The 22236-nt window shown below is 35.5% G+C and carries 16 protein-coding genes; 12 read left to right on the forward strand and 4 right to left on the reverse strand.

Annotated elements, in window-relative coordinates; all coding sequences use genetic code 11:
• Positions 1–85 precede the first annotated feature (85 nt).
• Complete coding sequence (locus E0F89_RS11445; protein WP_131909910.1) at positions 86–1624, reverse strand: SulP family inorganic anion transporter; 1539 nt, start codon at positions 1622–1624, stop codon at positions 86–88.
• A gap of 340 nt (positions 1625–1964) precedes the next feature.
• On the opposite strand from E0F89_RS11445, the gene E0F89_RS11450 reads away from it, so the two are divergent.
• Both E0F89_RS11450 and E0F89_RS11455 read left to right on the forward strand, forming a co-directional pair.
• Positions 1965–3383 carry an amidohydrolase family protein gene (locus E0F89_RS11450; protein ID WP_131909911.1) on the forward strand — a complete coding sequence of 473 codons (1419 nt, stop codon included), beginning with the start codon at positions 1965–1967 and terminating at the stop codon, positions 3381–3383.
• Positions 3384–3750: 367 nt separating this feature from the next.
• Positions 3751–4464: a transglutaminase-like domain-containing protein gene (locus tag E0F89_RS11455; RefSeq protein WP_243699511.1), complete on the forward strand. Its 714-nt coding sequence runs from the start codon at positions 3751–3753 to the stop codon at positions 4462–4464.
• An 84-nt stretch (positions 4465–4548) separates the two neighbouring features.
• On the opposite strand, the gene E0F89_RS11460 is transcribed toward E0F89_RS11455, so the two are convergent.
• The gene (locus E0F89_RS11460) at positions 4549–7017 is read right to left on the reverse strand and encodes a zinc-dependent metalloprotease (RefSeq protein WP_131909913.1); all 2469 of its coding nucleotides are present in this window, start codon (positions 7015–7017) and stop codon (positions 4549–4551) included.
• Positions 7018–7319: 302 nt separating this feature from the next.
• Between E0F89_RS11460 and E0F89_RS11465 the strand changes: the two genes are divergently transcribed.
• From E0F89_RS11465 to E0F89_RS11510, 10 genes are all read left to right on the forward strand, one after another.
• Positions 7320–7514 (forward strand): YceI family protein, encoded by a 195-nt coding sequence (locus E0F89_RS11465; protein WP_131909914.1) that lies wholly within the window; start codon positions 7320–7322, stop codon positions 7512–7514.
• Positions 7515–7910: 396 nt separating this feature from the next.
• Entirely contained in the window at positions 7911–8813 is a 903-nt protein-coding gene (locus E0F89_RS11470; protein WP_131909915.1) for a DnaJ C-terminal domain-containing protein, read from the forward strand.
• 406 nt (positions 8814–9219) lie between these two features.
• Positions 9220–10053: a universal stress protein gene (locus E0F89_RS11475; RefSeq protein WP_131909916.1), complete on the forward strand. Its 834-nt coding sequence runs from the start codon at positions 9220–9222 to the stop codon at positions 10051–10053.
• 151 nt (positions 10054–10204) lie between these two features.
• The gene (locus tag E0F89_RS11480) at positions 10205–11203 is read left to right on the forward strand and encodes a sodium:calcium antiporter (protein WP_131909917.1); all 999 of its coding nucleotides are present in this window, start codon (positions 10205–10207) and stop codon (positions 11201–11203) included.
• Positions 11204–11208: 5 nt separating this feature from the next.
• Complete coding sequence (locus E0F89_RS11485; RefSeq protein WP_131909918.1) at positions 11209–13782, forward strand: cation-translocating P-type ATPase; 2574 nt, start codon at positions 11209–11211, stop codon at positions 13780–13782.
• Between the two features lie 329 nt (positions 13783–14111).
• The gene (locus E0F89_RS11490; RefSeq protein ID WP_131909919.1) at positions 14112–14894 is read left to right on the forward strand and encodes an MlaE family ABC transporter permease; all 783 of its coding nucleotides are present in this window, start codon (positions 14112–14114) and stop codon (positions 14892–14894) included.
• Positions 14895–14912: 18 nt separating this feature from the next.
• Complete coding sequence (locus tag E0F89_RS11495; protein ID WP_131910051.1) at positions 14913–15653, forward strand: ABC transporter ATP-binding protein; 741 nt, start codon at positions 14913–14915, stop codon at positions 15651–15653.
• A gap of 7 nt (positions 15654–15660) precedes the next feature.
• Positions 15661–16653: an MlaD family protein gene (locus E0F89_RS11500; RefSeq protein ID WP_131909920.1), complete on the forward strand. Its 993-nt coding sequence runs from the start codon at positions 15661–15663 to the stop codon at positions 16651–16653.
• Between the two features lie 48 nt (positions 16654–16701).
• The gene (locus tag E0F89_RS11505; protein ID WP_131909921.1) at positions 16702–17739 is read left to right on the forward strand and encodes a glycoside hydrolase family 130 protein; all 1038 of its coding nucleotides are present in this window, start codon (positions 16702–16704) and stop codon (positions 17737–17739) included.
• An 11-nt stretch (positions 17740–17750) separates the two neighbouring features.
• Complete coding sequence (locus E0F89_RS11510) at positions 17751–20000, forward strand: glycosyltransferase (RefSeq protein WP_131909922.1); 2250 nt, start codon at positions 17751–17753, stop codon at positions 19998–20000.
• 32 nt (positions 20001–20032) lie between these two features.
• Here E0F89_RS11510 and E0F89_RS11515 read toward each other — a convergent pair whose 3' ends face one another.
• A complete protein-coding gene (locus tag E0F89_RS11515) occupies positions 20033–21157 on the reverse strand; it encodes a cysteine desulfurase family protein (protein ID WP_131909923.1) in 1125 nt (374 codons plus the stop codon).
• A gap of 22 nt (positions 21158–21179) precedes the next feature.
• Complete coding sequence (locus tag E0F89_RS11520; protein ID WP_131909924.1) at positions 21180–22094, reverse strand: EamA family transporter; 915 nt, start codon at positions 22092–22094, stop codon at positions 21180–21182.
• Positions 22095–22236 lie beyond the last annotated feature (142 nt).

Below are 22236 nucleotides of genomic sequence, written 5' to 3' on the forward strand. Positions count from 1 at the left end.
GTGGCAACGTCATTTTTAATTATTACCAAGCCGAAGCACTAATCTAATCAGTTGCAGACGAGAGCTTTTATTACTCTTGTTGAGATTAATCCTGATCGATAACCAATTTATACGTTGGATCTTCCATAATATTTACATCAATGATGGCTTCTGCATTTTTAAGCAACAAAATACAATCGGTACTCAAATGGCGCAAATGTACTTTTTTACCTTGTTTGTGATACCGATGCGTAATAACATTCAATGCTTCAATTGCTGACATATCAGAAACTCTGCTTTCCTTAAAATCAATTATAACTTCATTTGGGTCACTCAATACATCAAACTTTTCAATAAATGCAGTTGTAGAGGCAAAAAACAAGGGTCCATATATTTCATAATGCTTCACTCCGTTTGCATCAACAAATTTTCTGGCGCGAATGCGTTTAGCACTTTCCCATGAAAAAATCAAAGCTGAAATAATCACTCCAATTAAAACGGCTAAAGCCAGATTGTGCAGTAGAACAGTAATTAAAGCCACTATTACGACAAGAAAAACATCGTTTTTGGGCATTTTGTTAAATATTTTTAAACTAGCCCATTCAAAAGTTCCTATCGCAACCATAATCATAACGCCGACTAAAGCCGCCATGGGTAAAAGTTCAATTACAGGAGCACCAAACAAAATAATTACTAAAATTGTCAGTGAAGCGACAATACCAGACAAACGGGCTCTGCTTCCTGCTGATAAATTAACCAGTGTTTGTGCTATCATTGGACAACCTCCCATACCAAAGAAAAACCCGTTCAAGATATTAGAACTGCCTTGCGCAATACATTCTCTATTTCCGTTACCGCGAGTCTCCGTGATTTCATCCACTAAATTCAAGGTCAGCAAACCTTCTGTCAATCCCACTGCAGCCATAATTAAGGCATAAGGGAAAATTATTTTTAAAGTCTCTAAAGTAATAGGAATATTCGGAATGTGAAATGGGGGAAAACCTCCGCTTACCGAGGCAATATCTTTCACTGTTTTTGTTTCGATTCCTATGAAAAAAACCAAAGCAAATACCACGATAATAGCCACTAATGAAGCCGGAATAGCTTTTGTTATTCTAGGAAGCAACACCACAATTCCTATTGTTAGTGCTACTAAACCTGCCATAATCAACATTGGAGTTCCCGTAAGCCATGTAGTTTCTCCATTAACCACCATTTTAAATTGTTCCAATTGAGACATAAATATAATGATTGCCAATCCATTAACAAAACCAAACATTACGGGATGTGGCACCAGTCGGATAAATTTTCCGAGTTTAAAAACACCCACTAAAATTTGTAAGATACCTGCCAGCGCAACCGCCGCGAATACATATTCTAAACCATTTGACTTCATTAAGGCAATCAAAACAATCACCGTTGCGCCTGCTCCACCAGAAATCATACCGGGTCTACCTCCAAATATTGACGTAACCAAACCCGCAATGAAAGCAGCATACAAACCCATTAATGGGGGAAAACCGGCTAATATGGCAAACGAGAGCGACTCAGGAATCATAGTCATAGCCACAGTAAGTCCGGCTAAAATTTCTGTTCTGTAATTTACCTTTTGAGATAAATCAAATAAATTAAAAACTTTTTTCATGTGATAATTATAATAAAAAACGTCCGATATAATTTCGTAATCAGAAATTGTATCGAAAAAAAAATCAGCTAACTGTTTTTGGGAAAATCCCTCGATTTAAAGGCTATAAATCAGGGCGGAGTACCTTCAGAAATTGCTATTATAACGTTTTTCATAAGAAGTGCAAAAATAAAACTTTTTTCTCGGCTGACCAAACAGTTAGTGAAAATGCTTAAATTTGGCTAAAATTACAACTTTTTTTCAGTAATCAACCTTTTAATTGTTACATCATTATCATTAAAATTGAGGATCGCTTCTAAAAAAAGAACCAGCAAAATACTATCGATTCAATTAAAAAACCATGAAATTATTACATATTTTATTCTTCGCTCTTTTTCTGAATTCAAGTTACTCGCAATCGACGAATGACTATTTTGAAAAGATCAGAAACAATGAAGCAGAACTAACTGCTTTCTTTTCGCAAATGCCAAAAGGCGGCGATTTACATCATCATTTTTCAGGTTCTATTTACGCGGAACCGTTATTAAGACATGCAATTTCAAAAGATTTTTACCTCAATATTGAAACGATGGATGTTTTAAAAGAAAAACCATCAACCGGAAACTGGGAATTATTTTCAACATTAAAAAGCAACGGAACATTAGACATTTATAAGCAAAAAATCATGCAGAAATGGTCTGTAAAAGACTATAATCATGTCGATTATCCATCGGATAAATTATTTTTTGAATCATTTATGAAGTTTGAACCGGCCATAAAAGGGAATTTTGGACAAGGATTATTGGAACTTAAAAACAGAGCCATTTCAGAAAATGTCAGTTACATTGAAACCCAGCTGTCTACGATTCCAACTGCAATGAACACGGATAATCTGACGAAATTCGATAATCGATTACGAAGATTAGCTTTGGCAAAAGACGAAAAAGGACTTCTAAAATCATTGGATTCTGTTTATAGTTCCTTACTGAAAAAAGATGCAGAATCTTACGCCAAAGATTTCAACACCAATTTTGTGGCAAAGCTTCACAAGGACCTGAAAATTGATGACAAGCAATTTACCATGCGGTATCAAAATTTTGTGCTGCGATTCATGGAACCCGTGGATTTATTTAAAAATCTGGTAATCGCATTCATTTCAGCAGATGAAAGTCCGTTGATGGCAGGAGTTAACATTGTTTCTCCTGAAGATGGCGAAACTTCGATGAAGGATTATTGGTTGCACATGGTCATGTTTAAATATTGTCATTCTCGTTATCCAAATGTAAAATACACAATGCATGCCGGCGAACTGACTCTTGGTTTAGTGCAACCGGAAGATTTGACTTGGCATATTGGCGCAGCCGTTTATACTGCGGGAGCCAATCGTATTGGCCACGGAGTTGATATGGCATACGAGAAAGATTCCTATGATTTATTGCGTTACATGGCGAAGAAAACTATTCCTATCGAAATTAACTTAGTGAGCAACGAATTCATTTTGAAGGTGAAAGAAAGCCGTCATCCATTCACTTTATATAAAGAATTTGGCGTTCCAATAGTAATAAGTACCGATGATGCAGGGATTTTACGCACGAATATGACGGAGCAATATGTTTTGTTGTCCAAAAGATACAAAGATGTTTCTTACATCGATATTAAGCAATATGTATACAACAGCATTAATTATAGTTTTATAAAAGAGGCTTCCGTAAAAAAGCAATTACTAAAAGATTTAGATTCCAGATTTAAAACTTTCGAAGCAAATTTTCCGCTGAAATAGACCGTTGACGAGATTGCGAGTAAAGAAAAGATTCCCCAAAATATCATCTTCATAAGTACTCGTTTTTTTTTGAAAAATCAGCTTAGAACAAAATTTTAAAGAGCTATTTCTCTATTTTGACTTTATTTTAACCGAGAAAAAATCTGAAAAGAAAACAAACTAAATAGCAATCCCCTATATTTGCAGTCTAAAAAAATTAATGCAAAAGCCATGTTCTGGTTTTTAAATCAGCATATAATATTATTGAATAATGAGCAGATCTTTCATTTGGTATTTCAGAAGACACCCCATACTTTATAAAATTCGATTTAGATTATTATCTAAAAGATCTTGTAGAGACTCCATTGAAGATTTTTCTTATAATGAAATGAATAAAAAAACTGATATTCCAAAAATTTATCATGAACTGAATTCATTAATTTTCAAACAGTTAAAATCCGAAATAACTGATCTCGATAAAGCAAAACAAATAGCCACCTGGCTGAGAAATAACATAAAAGGCGGACCTGGATTAGGTAAATCCTCAGCTACGGCCTTAAGAAAAATGATGAACGGGGAAGGCGGCGTTTGCAGCGATTTTTCGCAAGTCTTTAATAATTTTTGCGTTATTAATGATTTAAAAGTAAAAGAATGGGGACTAAAAATAATGTCAAATGACTCAGCGATAAGCGGCGGACACGCTTTTAACGAAGTTTATTCCAAAGAATTTCAAAAATGGGTTCTGATTGATGTTTCTAAATCAATACTTTTTTATGATGTAAGTCCCGGAATTCCATTATCCGTTTTCGAAATTGTACAACGAAAAAATGAAAACCACAAAATTTCCTTTTCCAGTTTTAATGACCTAATTACAACTGAAAACAAAAGGATAAATGACTTGTATGTGACTTCTGATTTTTCTGCTTTTGTGATCACAAATTACAGCAACAAAGTATATGATTCGTATTTAGACAAACTCACATTCCTTCCGGAATCTATCATTCATGGATTATTATTTCTTATAGGGAAAAGCTACACTTTTGAGTTTCTAAAAAATAAAGAAAATAAAAAAGAATCCCTTGACCATCTAAAAAAAAAGTAAACTACTCTTAAATGGTTTAAATTTTAAATAAAAAAATATCCGCTCTTCAGCGGATATTTTTTTATTTATGATTTTGAATTTTAATTATTTAGGATTTAGAATTAACTCGATTCGTTTGATGACATCTTCATAATGGTATTTGGTTTCTGCATTTGCAGCTCTGGTTTTAGCAACTGATAAAGTGGATTTTAAGGCAGTCAACTCTCCTCTTACCAATCCTCTGACATCCGATTGAGCCACATTATAATAATCAGACGGACGGCCTAATTTAATTTCTTCTTTCATTAGGTAACCCATTCTTTCTATGTGTGCCCGTTGTAAATTTCTTCTGTAAATAGTGACATTCGAACCTAGGCTGGCTTCTTTCCAGATTCCTCTGCGCATATCGCCCAGTAAATCCAACGCTTTGTAATGAGAAGTACCCATTATTTCTGCATCCATTAATCGGCCAATACGCTCAAAACTCAATACGCTATTCAAATGTCTGGCTTGTAAATTTCGGAAACGTTCTGTGTACCCGGCGTAATCAATGTTTTTCAGCGTACTTACATTCACCAACCAAGTTGGAGATGCAAAAGCATTGGCCTGCAACCATTGCATGGCTTCCTGTTGCTTTACTTTTGGTACAATATCATAAATGCTTCCTTTTTGATTTGGTTTTTTTGTAGATTCATAAACACCTCCAACATTGGTGACTACATGCCCTACGTATCTGCTCCAGACATCCAGCATTTCTTTGTGTAACTCATCTAAATCTTCGTAATTATTTGTCACATCGCTGGTCCATTCTGATAAATGCGCCGCTACGTATTGCAAGTTTTTAAGTCCATAAGAACTTGCTTTCATTGAATTATTTCCGATGTCTTCCGTTTGCGAAGACGGATCAAAACTACTGCTTTGTTTCCCAAATTTATAATTAGGATTTCCGGATTTTTCCATAATCCATCGGTCTAATGTTGGCACTTCTACCTCAGGTGAAGTCGCATTTGGAATAACTCTGTATCCCCAATTGGTGGCATAATGATCATAAGGACCCATTTGGCGTATAAAACGAACGTTCTTATCTCCCGGTTGTGCAATGTAATTAAAACGGGCATAATCCATTAAACTCGCTGCGATTCCGTTTTTCTGTGTAAAATCACCATTTCTGTAATTTTCAGTATCATACGCGCAACTTGCACCCATATTATGAGGAAAACCAAGAGCATGCCCCACTTCATGAGCGATAACCATACGCATCATTTCGCCCATTTCTTCATCACTTGTATTTAATGTTCTTGCTGTTGGATTTGCAGCTCCCGTTTCTAATAAATATCTATTACGGTACGAACGCAAATGGTTGTGATACCAAATTACATCACTCTCAATTATTTCTCCCGTTCTGGGATCAGAAACGCTCGGCCCAACGGCATTACGCGTCGTGCTCGCCACATAACGAATTACGGAATAACGGATGTCTTCCGGACTAAAATCAGGATCTTGTTCTTTTGTGGGTGCGTCTTTGGCAATAATAGCATTTTTAAAACCAGCAGTTTCAAAAGGCTTTTGCCAGTCTTCAATTCCTTGTTTGATATACTTGCGCAATTTTTCAGGCGTGGCAGGATCTAAATAATAGACAATAGGTTTAATCGGTTCTACCAGTTCGCCTTTTGCGTAAGCGACAGGATCTTTAGGCTCCAACCTCCAGCGACGAATAAAAGTTTTGCTGTCTGATTTCAGTTCAGAGCTTCCATAATCGATTTGATTAATAGTAAACCAGCCCACTCGCGGATCAGCTAATCTTGGCTGCATTGGTTTTTCAGGTAATAAAATCATCGATTGATTCATCTGAATGCTTATCGTTTCTGCATCTTGCAGAACGGGCGGCTTAGAAGCGTTGTAAGTAAAATCCTGAATCACTTCAATATTCGTCGGAAAACTTTTCATTGTATTGATAAAACTGCGGGAATCATCCATTCCTTTTACCTTGTATGTCTCCCTCATTTCTGCCGATAAACCGCTTATAGATTTCACATCAGTGCCATAAAACTTAGTTACATCAATCACTGTATTAGCGGAATCTTTGCTAAAAGCTACAATATCAAAAGCAAATAATGTAGGTTCATAATTATTCGATTTCACCGAAATACTGATAGGTAAACTATCATTGGCAACAGAATTATATGATTTTAATTTAATGAGTATTTTGTCCTGAAAACGCTGCCAAACAATTAATTGTTCATTGGTTTCGGAACCTGCGTTTACATATCCTCCGCCTAAATTAGCAGGAAGTTTAGACAAACGGCTCACTAACAGCATGTCTTTATCCAAGTGTTTATTGGGTATTTCAAAGAAATATTTTTTATCTACTTTGTGTACCGTAAACAATCCTTGGTCAGAAACGGCATCTTTGGTTATTACTTTGCTGTATTCCTTAATTGTAGACTCCGGTTTTTTTTCTGCAGGTGGAGCTACGGCTGTACTTTTAGCTTTTTTTCTTTTGGACTGCGCAAATTGAGTGGTAGGCACAAGCATAGTGACTGCGATCGCGGTTAAAATGAAATATTTATTCAAATTATTGGTTTTTAAGGTTAATTTTTAATTGATTTTTAATAGCATTCTAATTGTTAATGAGGTAACTCTGAAAAGTAGATTATTATAAATTACACTTTCGACACGAATTTACACAATCGCTGTGAATTACAAAACTAATCCAAAAGTAATTCTGAAATAATACAATATAGGTATAAGTCAAGATAACTTTCCATTCTGCTTTATACTATTACTTTCCATTCTTCTAAATTAGCCCAAACACTAATTTTTCGCGAAGTAGATTTTTAAAATTTTATAATGACCTCTTATTTGACATAGGCGTTATGACCGGTAAAACTGAAATCAGCAATGCGATCATTGAACTTTCTGCGGAAGTAAACTCAATTAATACCGAAGTAAAAATGCGCGATAATCATTTGCGAAGTGCCGAATTCTTCGATGTGGAAAAATATCCGAAGATGACTTTTAAAAGTACCTACAACAAAAAAATCGAAAAATATCAGGAAAAATTCAATTAATGGGCAATCTAAAGCCAGCACAGCCGGTTTTAAGTTTAGCGGAATTCTAAAACGTTCTGATTTTAATATTAGTGCCAAATTCCTCGCATCAAAGATTAGTGATATAATAAAAATTAAGACAGATTCCGAATCCATAAACAATAATAATCTAAAGACAGAATGAAAAACAGGTATGTATCAATTTTATTTCAATTGACTAATCCTAAGGAAGAAATCCTTTTTTAGAATTTATTATTTATAAATAACTGTAATAAAACACTTTGTCTTTATTTTAACAACAGAAAATTGATTAAATTTATGGTAAAATATTCCATTTATTGCTTTCTCTTTAGTAAACGATAGATTGCTGGAAAGTATAAATTGAAGCATCATTGCAGCAATTATAAAAAGTTTAAGATGGCATTTATAGACTATTACAAAATATTAGAAGTGGATAAAAAAGCGACCGAAGCCGAAATCAAAAAGGCTTATCGCAAACTTGCACGCAAGTACCATCCCGATTTAAATCCGAACAATAAGGAAGCTGAAAGAAAGTTCAAAGAAATTAATGAAGCCAATGAAGTATTGAGCCATTCCGAAAACCGTAAAAAATATGATGACTACGGTGAAAATTGGCAACATTCCGAAGAATTTGAAAAGTCCAAACAACAACGGCAGTACCAAGGGCAAGGCCAACAGGGAGGATTTGGAGCAGGAGGTTTCGGCGGAGGCGGTGATTTTTCAGATTTTTTTGAATCGATGTTTGGTGGCCGTTCCTCTGGCGGCGGACCAAGAAGTGCGCAATTTAAAGGACAGGATTTTAATGCTGAGCTACATCTTAATCTAAAAGACGTATACACTACCCAAAAACGCGCGCTGACTGTCAATGGCAAAAACATACGCATTACCATTCCTGCCGGAGTCGAAAACGGACAACAGATTAAAATAAGCGGTTTAGGTGGCGAAGGTTCGGGCGGCGGTCCTAAAGGCGATTTGTACATCACTTTCACAATAGAAAACCACACTAACTTCAAATTGGATAAACATAATTTATACGCTACTGTAAATTTAGATTTATATACCGCAATACTGGGTGGCGAGATCACTGCAGACACATTTGACGGAAAAGTAAAACTGAGCGTAAAATCAGGAACCCAAAACGGAACTAAAGTCAAACTGAAAGGAAAAGGGTTTCCCGTCTATAAAAAGGAAGGGGAATTTGGTGATTTGTACTTAACCTATCAAATACAAATTCCGACAAATCTTTCTGAAAAAGAAAAAGAATTATTTACGGAACTCGCTAAGTTACGAACGTTATGAACATAAAAAATCAAATCCAAAGATCAGAATTATGTACCCATTATAAAATGGAGCTGTCTTTTTTTACGAACCTCAACGAAATGGGTTTACTAGAAATATAAACAGTCGAAGCTATTGCTTACGGTTGTACTACTGCGGTTAATAAAATTGAAAAAATGATGAGCAACCTTCAGGAATTGAATTTAAATATGGAAGGAATTGATTTGGTATTTAATCGTCTAAAATGAAAGACACTTAACAAAACAAATTAACTTCCCTGAATAATTAATTGCGTTTGTAAGAAAGTGAAAAAGATAAGTCCTAAATTAAATTACTTTAAAGAATTTTGTTTCAAAGTGTTGAGAAACAGAAAAAATTAAGACGTAGCTTAGTGAATTGACTATTTAATAACCTAAAAATATAAATTATGAAAACAGTACTTGTACCAACAGATTTTTCTATTCCTGCAGATTCTGCTATTCGTTATGCTTTAAACATAGCAGAAAAATTTGATGCCTCACTAATTTTATACCATTGTTTTATTCCTTTTGAGAGCGGCTTTTATCCGCTGAGTATGAGTACTAAGGATAATCTTGAGAACATGGAAACTATAGTTAACCGCCTTACAAAAATTAAGGATACAATTCTAAAGAAAAACCCCAATCTTTCCATTTCTGTTCATGTAGATCAAGGACCCGAGGAAATTCGACTTATTGCTTTTTGCAAAAAAAACAAAATTGATCTTATTATTATTGGAACCTCAGGTGCCAGCGGTTTAAAGGAAAAATTAATTGGTAGTTTTACCGCTGAGATAATTACTAAATCCCCCTGTGCTGTGATAGCAATTCCAGAAAATTATAAATTCAAACTTCCCTCAAAGATTACCTATGCATCGAACTATTCCAAAAGAGATAAAAAAGTGCTGCAGACTTTACTAGAATTAAACCAACTTTTCAACGCTAAAATCAACATTCTTCATATCGATTGGGGAATAACACTTTTTACGGCAGATGAAGATCATGAAAAGTATAAAAAAACAATCGAAAATCATTTTAAAAATTTTGAGTTTACTTTCAACCATACAGCTGGAAAAGATGTCGCAGAGACTATTTTACAGGAAACGGTACTAGACAAGACAGACATGATCGTGATAAATCCATTAAAGAGAAAGGGACTCTGGAATCGTATTTTTCACAGAAGCGTCGCTAAAAAAACAGCCTATCACCTACATGTTCCTTTACTTTCAATACCCAGTAAATAAGGCAATTGCATTGAAATTCCGCAACATAATTACAACTAAATAGCAGAATAAAAGTATATATTAAAAATCGCTGCTTAATCATCGGATTTCTGCTCCCTGCAGGAAAAATTCAGAAACCCTTAAAAGTCATCAACGAAATAATCATTTCAATATGAGTACTTTATATCTGCATATTCTCGGATTTTTGACTGCAACAGCAGTGATTGTAGTAACGGGTTCTCAGCTTTCTAAATATGGTGATATGATGGCCGGTATTCTTGGCTGGGGGAAAATGTTTGTGGGTATTATTCTTTTAGCATCAGTGACATCGATGCCTGAATTGATGAATGGCATAAGCTCCGTGGTTATCCTGGACGCTCCGGATCTTGCCGTAGGTGATATCGTGGGAAGCTGCGCTTTCAATATACTTATTATTTCCATAATGGATTTGTTTTATGATCCCAAAAAGCCGTTAACGTCCGTCGCCCAAACAGGCCACGTGATTGCCGCATCTTTTGGAATTATCCTCTTAAGCTTGGTTGGTTTTGCTATTTTAATGCCTGATATTTTTGGAACTATCATATGGATTGGAGAATTCAGTATTTTATTTCTGGTATTTTACCTGATAGCCATTCGAGTAATTTTCCTTTATGACAAAAAAGAGAGTAATCATCGGGAAAAAAACAAAAATTCCTATCCTCTTTCCTTGAAACAAGTGATTCTGCGCTACGCTTTGAATTCAGTTGTTTTAATGGCAGCAGCAATGTTACTGCCTTATTTTGGTGAACACCTTGCAGAGAAGAGCGGTTTGGGGCAAAGTTTTTTTGGCACATTATTCATTGCTGCTTCGACTTCACTTCCCGAAGTGGTTGTATCTTTAGCTGCCATCCGTTTGGGTACCATTGACCTTGCGATTGGTAATATCTTTGGAAGTAATATTTTTAATATCGCCATCCTGGCGCTTGATGACATCCTTTATACTAAGGGACCCATTTTTCAATATACAAGTCCCAATCATATTATACCAGTTCTAGGAACTATTATCATTACGGCAATTGGTATAATTGGTATTGTTTTCAAAGAAGAAAAAAAATGGAAACTCGCCATTGACACTGCTTTAATAGCAATAGTTTACGTATTGATGATGGTCTTGTTATATTATGTAAAATAAAAACGATGAAATGGCATTTACTTCCTCTTTCAGAAATCACACAGTTGTTGAATACAACTCCAAGTGGTCTTGACGCAATAACAGCTTCGGAGCGCTTAATCGAACACGGTAAGAATCAAATTGAAGACTCGAAAAAGAGGAGCGTTTTACAGATGATTCTTTCTCAGTTGACTGATTTCATGATATTAATTCTAATTGCGGCGGCAATTATTTCGGGTATCGTAGGCGATCTTACAGATACAATAATTATTCTTACTATTATTATTCTTAATGCTGTCGTTGGATTTATCCAAGAATATCGGGCTGAAAAAGCCATGGAAGCATTAAAAAAAATGGCGGCAAACCTTGCTCGTATTTTACGCAAAGGCGATATGATGGACATTCCAGCTTCGGATCTTGTTCCGGGTGATGTTGTCATGCTCGAAGCAGGCAATATTATTCCGGCAGACATCCGTTTTTTTGAAACTTATCAAATAAAAGTGGACGAATCAGCGCTTACCGGTGAATCCAACAATGTTGAGAAAAGCACTGATGAGCTTCCTGAAGGAAACTATGCACTAGGTGACCAAACCAATATGGGGTACAAGGGAACTCATATCACCAATGGACGGGCACTAGCTTATGTTGTCGCAACAGGAATGGAAACGGAACTGGGACTAATTGCTAAAATGATTCAGACCGACGAAACCAGTACCCCGTTACAGAAACGATTAGCCGCTTTTGGCAAACGATTATCAGTAGGAATACTCATTATTTGTACCATCATCTTTTTTATAGGATGGCTGCGCGGGGAGCCTATTTTATTAATGCTGATTACTTCCATTTCACTCGCTGTTGCCGCTATACCCGAGGCTATGCCAGCGCTTGTAACCATTGCGCTTGCATTTGGCGCAAAGCGGCTAGTGAAAAGCAATGCCCTAATCAGGAAGTTACCGGCTGTAGAAACACTTGGTTCTGTTACGTTCATCTGTTCAGACAAAACGGGAACCCTTACGCTGAATAAAATGACTGTACAAGAAGTTTATGAAACAGCCGACAAAAAATTTAACACCGTTTTTGCCGGAAGAGATGCATTGGTCATGGCAATGGCTTTGAACAATGATGTTTCTAAAGATAAAAACGGAATATGGCTAGGCGATTCAACCGAAGTTGCCTTAGTACAATATGCTTTCGATAAAAATTTAGAACGAACCAATTTAGAATTAGAGTTTCCCCGAATTGCAGAATTGCCTTTCGATTCAACGCGAAAATGCATGACAACCTTGCATGAAACCGAAAATGGAATAATCGCCATAACAAAAGGTGCTGTAGATGTATTACTAAATAAACTTACGGATAATCAAAAATCACTCATACCTCAGTTTGAACTCGAAGTCAACGAAATGGCTAAGAAAGGCTATCGAGTTTTAGGATATGCCATGAAAACACTTCCATCGATACCGGAAAAATTAATTGCAGACGAAGTAGAATCCTCCTTAACATTAATTGGTTTTGCCGGAATGATTGACCCACCAAGGGAAGAAGCAAAACAAGCTGTGACAGAATGTAAACAGGCGGGCATAATTCCAGTCATGATCACAGGTGACCACAAACTTACTGCAGAAGCCATTGCAAAGCATTTGGGAATTATCACTTCTGAAGAAGACTTAATTGTTACAGGTTCAGAGCTTGCGGCGCTAACGGTAAAGCAATTTCAAGATATTGTTGAAAAAGTCAAAGTTTATGCTCGTGTAAATCCCGAACAAAAATTAGAGATAATAAATGCTTTACAAAATAAAAATCAATTTGTGGCAATGACAGGTGATGGTGTTAATGATGCACCAGCCCTTAAAAATGCTGATATTGGAATCGCTATGGGAATCAACGGTACTGAAGTTTCTAAGGAAGCATCACACATGATTTTGCTTGATGATAATTTTGCCACCATCGTTATAGCCGTGAGGCACGGACGAAGAATATTTGACAACATTTTGAAATTTATTAAATATACTATGACCAGCAACAGCGGCGAGATTTGGGTGATTTTTCTGGCTCCGTTCTTGTTATTACCTGTACCGCTGTTAGCAGTCCATATTCTTTGGATAAATTTAGTGACAGATGGGTTACCAGGCTTAGCACTGGCATCAGAACCATCCGAACCCAATATTATGAATCGTCCTCCAAGAGATCCAAAACAGAATATTTTTGCCGGAGGAATGGCAATACACATTTTATGGGTAGGATTACTAATGGGCGTCGTCACGCTTGGGATGCAAGCTTGGGCAATCCACAGCGACAATACGCAATGGCAAACGATGGCTTTCACCGTTCTTTGCTTTAGTCAACTGGGACATGTAATGGCAATCCGTTCAGAAAGAGAATCAATTTTTAAAATAGGAGTGTTTACAAATAAGCCTTTACTAGCTGCTTTAGTATTAACTGTTGCGCTACAGATGATGATAATTTATACCCCATTTTTTAATGATATCTTCAAAACAGAACCACTTTCTTTAAATGAGTTGCTGCTGACCTTAGCTGTATCAAGTATCGTATTTTGGGCTGTAGAAATAGAAAAATGGATAAAAAACAGAAAAAGATAAACTTCAATCGTTGAATATATCAGTAGCCCTTTTCGGAGTGTTCATCGCTATTTTCTGTGAAGGAAAACAATAGTTCCCTTCAAAAACTTAAGTATTTTATTTCTTTTTACAGGAAAAAATTTAATTTTTTTGATTCCAATTTGGCACGACATTCTTAACTGTAAAAATAAAAAACTTGAATGCAAAAATATTTCTATTATTCTCCAAATGGTTTTTATCGACAAACTCATCAAAATAATAGTTGAACAACATGTATATATACTGATAATCAGATAAATAGTTGTATATTTGAGTAGCCACTTTCTGTTAAAAATAAATTCATTTTACATATGAAAAGTAGTTTTAAAATATTTGAATTATTCAAAGTTTTTTTACTTGAAATTGGTGAGCTCTCTTATTTTGCAGGTCGTTTTTTTAAAGAAGTTTTTAGGCGTCCTTCGGAATTCAGAGAGTTTTTGAGGCAGTGCTTTAATATGGGAAATCGTTCTTTGCTTCTTGTAGCCGTCACGGGATTTATTATTGGATTAGTTTTTACCTTACAATCACGTCCAACGCTTCAGGAATTTGGTGCCGTGTCCTGGATGCCTTCAATGGTGAGTATTTCGCTTATTCGGGAAATAGGACCTATTATAACCGCTTTGATTTGCGCAGGTCGTATCGGTTCCGGAATTGGAGCTGAATTAGGTTCCATGCGAGTAACGGAACAAATTGATGCTATGGAAGTCTCTGGAACAAATCCTTTCAAATATTTGGTGGTAACGCGCATACTGGCTACCACTTTGATGTTGCCAATTTTGGTAATTATTGGCGATTTTATTGCCATTTTCGGTTCTTTTTTGGTCGAAAACATTAAGGGGAACGTATCATTCCTACTGTACTACAATCAGGTTTTCGATGCATTAGAGTTTGGTGATTTGATTCCCGCAACAATTAAAACGTTTTTTTTTGGATTTGCTATAGGATTAGTTGGCTGTTATAAAGGATATTACTGCAAAAAAGGCACAGCTGGTGTTGGTTTAGCTGCTAATTCAGCAGTTGTTTTTACCTCGATGTTGCTCTTTATTATTGACTTTGTGGCTGTTTTTGTTACCGACATATTTTATGATTTATAACTGATGATCAATACGCTTATGCAAAATCAAAAACCTATCATAGAAATTAAAGACTTAAAAAAAAACTACGGCAGCAATCACGTTTTGGCTGGTTTTAATATGGTTTTGTATGAAGGTGAAAATCTGGTTATCATGGGCAAATCCGGTTCTGGTAAATCCGTAATGATAAAATGCCTCATTGGATTAGAAGAGCATGACAGCGGGTCTATTGAGGTAATGGGAAAGGACATCAACGAACTTAACCGCGAGGAATTGGACGATCTTCGTACAGAAGTGGGTTTTCTATTTCAGGGCAGTGCTCTTTATGATTCGATGACCGTCAGAGAAAATCTGGAATTCCCACTGCGACGCCATAAAAAGAAGTTCGGAAAAATAAAAGACACCACTCCGCTGGTTATGGAAGCATTGGATAACGTAGGATTAGCACATACTATTAATTTAATGCCCGAAGAACTTTCAGGAGGAATGAAACGAAGAATTGCTCTGGCCAGAACTTTAATCCTGCAGCCAAAAATAATTCTTTATGATGAACCAACCACCGGATTAGACCCAATAACCGCAAAGGAAATTTTGCTATTGATGATGTCTATTCAGAAAAAATACAATACTTCGGCAATTATAATCACGCATGATGTGGACTGTGCCAGAGTAATTTCGAACCGAATGATTTTATTAGTGGATGGGTTAAATTACATCGAAGGCACATTTGAGGAATTATCAACCTCAACTGATCCTAAAGTACAAGCTTTCTTTAAATAGAGTAAGAATGGAAAAGTCGACATCACAAAAATTACGCTTGGGTCTTTTCGTAATCATCGGATTACTGATCTTTGTATTGGCTGTGTATTTCATTGGCGATAAACAAAAAATGTTTGGTAAAACCAGCCATCTTAAAGCGATTTTCAATAATGTGAGCGGGTTACAGTTAGGTAATAATGTACGCTATTCAGGGATCAATGTAGGAACGGTTCGAGGAATCGAAATGATTAATGATTCCACTATCAAAGTTGATATGATTATAGATGAAACTATTTTCCCCCATATCAGAAAAAATGCTGTTGCTACAATAGGTTCTGATGGATTGGTAGGGAATATGATCATCAATATTATTCCGGGAAAAGGAATGGAATCATCCGTGGCGCCTGGAGATGAGATTAAATCACTTAGTCGCATTCGTACGGATGATTTATTGAATACGTTAGGAGTTACCAATAAAAACGCAGCACTTCTTACCGCTGACTTATTAAAAATCACAGATCAAATAAATAATGGAAAAGGAACAGTTGGACTATTGTTGAAAGATACCTCGATAGCAAATAACCTCAAAGAGACAATACATTATTTAAAAATTACTAGTAAAGGAACTTCAGAATCCGTGACAAGATTGAATCGGCTCATTTCTTCTTTAGAAAATAAAAATAATGTAATTGGACTTCTAAAAGATACGGCTGTGGCCAATAATATGAAGGAGGTAGTGCTCAATTTAGAGAAATCAAGTACTGAAATAAACAAGGTAGTAACTAATCTCAATTCAACGATAGTTAATATTAAAGACGGAAAAGGTGCGGTCAACTATCTTTCTAATGACCCTGAATTAGTTCGGAAAATAGATTCAACGATGACAAATATTAACCAAGCCAGTTATCGTTTGAATGAAAACATGGAAGCCTTAAAACACAATTTTCTATTTCGTGGTTATTTTAAAAAACAGGAAAAAGCAAAATTGAAGGAACAAAAAAAACAAGAGGTACAAAACTAGATTTGGAGATAAATTTAAGTGTAGACTCACATAAAACTCGTTGAAACCATGGTTACAGTAGAAAAACTAGGGATAATTCTCAGCCCCACCAACAACGAATTTGAAAATAACGGTGTATTTAATCCCGGTATTTATCAGGAAGGGACTACCATTCATATTTTGTATCGTGCCGTACAAAATGGAAACCTATCTACCATTGGGTACGCAAAATTGGATGGACCGTTAAAAATAATACAAAGAAATGAAAAACCCTTGATTGCCCGGGAATACAATTATGAAAAAAATGGTGTAGAAGATGCCCGAATTGTAAAAATTGAAGATACTTATTATATCACTTACACGGCCTATGACGGAGTAAATGCTATGGGAGCTCTAGCCACATCAAAGGATTTGATTCATTTCGAAAAGCATGGAATCATAACTCCCCATGTGAATTATCAGGAATATGAAAGTCATGTGAATTGCTGCAGTGAAAGGGAACTAAATCCAAAATACCATCAATATTATAATCTTTTTGCACAAATAGGTTTAGTGGAAGATGAGTTTAGATTATTAAGAGATAAGGACGTAGTGCTGTTCCCAAGAAAAATAAACGGAAAATTTGTGATGTTGCATCGCATCTGGCCTGGAATTCAGATTGTACATTTTGACCATTGGAAAGATTTAAACGACTCTTTTTGGGAAAATTATCTTCAAAATCTGGTGGACCATATCGTATTGGATCCCAAAGATATATTTGAAGTAAGTTATATTGGAGCAGGTGGTCCGCCAATTGAAACGGCTTTTGGCTGGTTACTTATTTATCATGGCGTACAAGAAACTACAACAGGAAAAATATACCATGCCAAAGCTGCATTGCTGGAGTTGGACAGACCGGAGAATGAAATTGCAAGACTACCCTACCCACTCTTCTCACCTACCATGCAGTGGGAACTGGAAGGAGAAGTCAGCGATGTAGTGTTTCCAACTGGACATGCGTTATTTGGGGAGGATTTATATATTTATTATGGTGTGGCTGACAAACACATGGCGGTAGCCAAATTAAACATCAACGAATTACTATTGGAACTAAGAAAACAACCTTAAAACTTAACAACATGAAATTTGAAAAAGGAATAAAAATGCTGGTAGTGAGTTCTTACCCGCCTAGAGAATGTGGATTAGCAACTTTTTCTAATGATATCGTAAATGCAGTTAACAATGTTTTTGGAGATACACTTCCTATAGAGGTTTGTGCGTTGCAAAATAGCGAACAACATTTTGATTATAATGATGAGGTAAATTATATTTTGCCTGTAGACTCATTAGAGGATTACCGCTTGGTCGCCGAAAAAATTAATGAGCGAGATGATATCGCATTAGTATGTATTCAGCATGAATTTGGACTTTTTAGAGGAGAATATGGTGATTACATCCTTTCCTTCATATTGGCGTTAAACAAACCTATTGTAACTGTTTTCCACACCGTACTTCCAAATCCTGATGAAAAAAGAAAAAAAGTAGTCCATGCGATAGTAGATTTATCTGATAAAATAATTGTTCTCACTAACAGATCCAAAGAAATTTTGACAAGTTACTATGATTGTCCAACATCTAAAACGCTTGTAATTCCGCATGGCAACCACAATGTGCTGTGGGAACAAAAGGAACTGTTAAAGATAAAATATGGGTTTGAAGGCAAAATCGTTTTGGCGACATTTGGATTAATCAGTGAGAATAAAAATATAGAAACAGTGCTATACGCATTACCCGAAATAATTACTGAACATCCTGAAGTAATTTATCTGGTTATTGGAAAAACGCATCCTGAAGTTTTTAAAAACGAAGGGGAAAAATACCGAGATAAACTATTAAATATCGTAGAAAAACTTCAGCTGGAGAAAAATGTTATTTTTATTAATGAATATCTTGAATTGTGGCAGTTACTGCATTATTTAACGCTGTCGGAGATTTATTTGTTTTCTTCTAAAGATCCCAATCAAACCGTGAGTGGCACTTTTGCATATGCTATGAGTTGTGGCTGTGCGGTGATTTCCACACCGATACCCCACGCTATAGAAACGTTGATTGACGGTAACGGAATGCTGTTAAAAAATTTCGACCGAACTGAAGAATTTCAAAAAGCGATACTGTATCTTATTGAAAATAAAGAGGTACGAATAGCGATGGGCAAAAATGCTTATGTCGAGGCACATGCCACAAATTGGGAAAACATCGCCATACAATATCGGTTGCTTTTTGATCAACTGACCAATAGAGAAGACGACTTGAGATTCAATTTTCCTCCAATAAAATTAGATCATATCGAAAAACTTACCACTGATTTTGGAATCCTTCAATTTTCTAAATTTAGCGATCCGGATCCTGAATCGGGTTATACACTGGATGATAACGCCAGAGCGTTAATAAATATGGTTTTGTATTATAATTATAATAAAGACGATGCTGCCTTGCGACTTGCATCGATTTATTTAAGTTTTATTGAAGGTATTCAGCAAGAAAACGGTTGGTTTGATAATTATAAGGACTTTGAACATCATTTGACAGATCAAAATTCAGAAGTCAATCTGGAAGACGCAAATGGAAGAGCCATATGGAGTCTGGGCACTGTAATTGGATATAAAACAATACTACCGCAGGATTTAGTAAATCGGGCTCAGAACTGCTGGACTAAAGCCCTTTGCAGAATTGACGATATTAAATCCCCAAGAGCAATTGCTTATGCTTTAAAAGGACTTTACCAATATCATAATATTTATAAAGACGAGCACACGAGGCGGCATATAGAAAATCTTGCTGACGAGCTGTTGCGCCATTATAATATCAATTCAGCGGAGAATTGGTGCTGGTACGAAGATTATATGACCTACGCCAATAACGTATTGCCTGAGGCTATGATGTACAGTTACTTAGTCACAAAAAAATTGAAATACAAAAAAATTGCGGTAATCACATTTGATTTTCTGCTTTCACATTATTTTATGAAGGGACAGCTTAAAGTAATTTCAAACCGAGGATGGTTCAAAAAAGAAAATGAAAGGGTTTTTTATGGTGAACAACCCATTGAAGTATCTACCACAATTATTGCATTGGATTTGTTCTATGAAGTCACTAGAAATACAAAATACAAAGACCAGCTCAAACTGGCCTTTATGTGGTTTTTAGGGAACAATCATCTCAAACAAATTATGTATAATCCTGAAAATGGAGCCTCATACGATGGCCTTGAAGACAAACATGTTAACATTAATCAGGGAGCTGAATCTACTTTATGTTTTTTTAAATCGCGGATTATTATGGAAAAATATATCTATCAAAAAAAGAAATACACCAAAATTCTAGCATAATACTACTTTACAACTGCTGTAAAATATATTTCTTAAATCGTTTTCAGAGCATTTATGAGTATATCAATATCTTCTTTTGTGTTGTAATGGCTGAACGATACCCGTAAACTTGGTTTTTTTAAATCGTCATTGGAAAGCATTTCGGCTAAAACATGTGACGGTTTAATACTTCCTGATTGACAGGCGCTACCGCGGGAAACGGCAATTCCTTTCATGTCCAAATGGAATAAAATCATCGCTGTTTTATCCTCTGAAAAAGGTAGAATAAAATTTAAAACCGTGTAAAATCCATCTTTACTACCATTGATTTCAAAAGCTGGAAATTCAATTTCAAGTTTAGTTATAAGATAGTTTTTTAATTCTGAAATATAATTCCGCTCCGCTTCTAAATTATGTTGCGAAATTTCCAATGCTTTTGCCATTCCGGCAATTTGATGTAAAGCTTCCGTTCCGGCTCGCAATCCTTTCTCTTGTTCGCCACCAAAAAACAATGGCTGTAAACCAGAATTTTTTCGAATAAAAGCAAAACCACTACCTTTTGGTCCGTGAAATTTATGCGCACTAGCCACAATAAAATCAACTGGTAATTTTTGCAAATCAATTATTGTCTTTCCAATAGATTGTACAGTATCTGAATGAAAAAGTGCATTATGCTCTTGGCAAATACGGCCTATTCGTTCTAAATCTAAAACAGTTCCAATTTCATTATTCACATGCATCAGGCTGACCAATGTCTTCTTTTGCTGTGAAAGCAACTCTACTAAATCCGTGATATCAATTTCACCATTTGGTTTTACCGCGACATAATCAATCTGAATGCCATATTCTTTTTCCAAGACCAAAGCCGTATACAAAACCGCATGATGTTCAATTTTACTGGTAATTATTCGCTCGACCTTTAAATCCTTAACAGCAGAACGAAGAATCCAATTATTGGCTTCGGTACCACAGGAAGTAAAAATGATTTCTTGAGCAGTAGCATTTAAGTTTTTGGCAATTGATTTTCTGGAGAGCTCCAAGATACTTTTTGCCGCACGGCCCAGACTATGAGTAGATGATGGATTTCCATAATCTTCCGTCAATACTTTAGTCATTTCTTGAACAACTTCGGCACGAATAGCAGTTGTAGATGCGTTATCGAGATATACTTTTTTCATTTTTTTATAATTATAAATTATTTTAAATTACAATTTCTGCTGGAACGATTTTCGCCTTTTTAGAAAAAATAATCTTCTTATTAAAAACAATTATCGAAATGATAATCAGGAAATACGAAAATAACTGAAGCGTGCTCACCTTTTCATGAAAATAAAATAGTGCTAACATAAACCCAATAATTGGGTTAATGTAGATCATGATGCCTACAGCTGATGAATTAATCCCTTTTAAAGCATACAAGTTTAAAAATAACGGAATAATCGTAAAAAACACAACTATTATTAATAAACAGCTATAGAATAAAGATTCTGTTGGTAAAGCTCCACTATGTTTAGGATAAAAAGGAAGCAGAATAATTGCAGTAAATACTAATTGAATGGTCAAGACAAGGAATTTATCCAACTCACTGTTTTTTCGCTGACTCACTAAATACATTGCATAAGTCGCTGCCGTAATAAGACTGTAAAAAATATCTTCAAAATGATTTAATGACAACAAAACACAGCTAAAAGCGCCTATCGATACTGCGAACCATTGCCATTTACTCAATTGTTCTTTCAATAAAACAAAAGCTAATATAGTCGTTAAAATCGGGCAAATCAAATAGGCTAGCGAAGCTGCTTTTACGCTAATATGATTCATCACATAGATAAAAACAAACCAGTTTGAGGATAGAAATAAGCCACCGCCAAGTGTCAAAACAATAACACTTCGCTTTTGTTTTGGAGTCATTGCTTTAAAATAATTCCAGTTTTGCAACATGACATTTCGTCGAAAAATAACATTGATAATTACCATCAGCGCTACACTAAAAAACACGCGGTAAAATAAAATATCTAACGAAGAATAATTATGTAAAGGCTTTAACGCTAAACTAAAAAAACCCCAAATAAAAAAGGCAGAAAAAGCAGCTAAATAATAGTTATTGGGTCTCATTTTAGGGTAAAATTTGCGCAAAGATAATGATTTCTACTCGCTTTGAATTAATCCAAAAGCAGCAATAGAATAATGCACCATCTATTAAATTCCACTTTCAATCTGAAAATTAAATACCCAATATACTGTTAATTAATCTATT

Source organism: Flavobacterium caseinilyticum, from assembly GCF_004349085.1.
GTDB classification, from domain to species: Bacteria; Bacteroidota; Bacteroidia; order Flavobacteriales; family Flavobacteriaceae; genus Flavobacterium; species Flavobacterium caseinilyticum.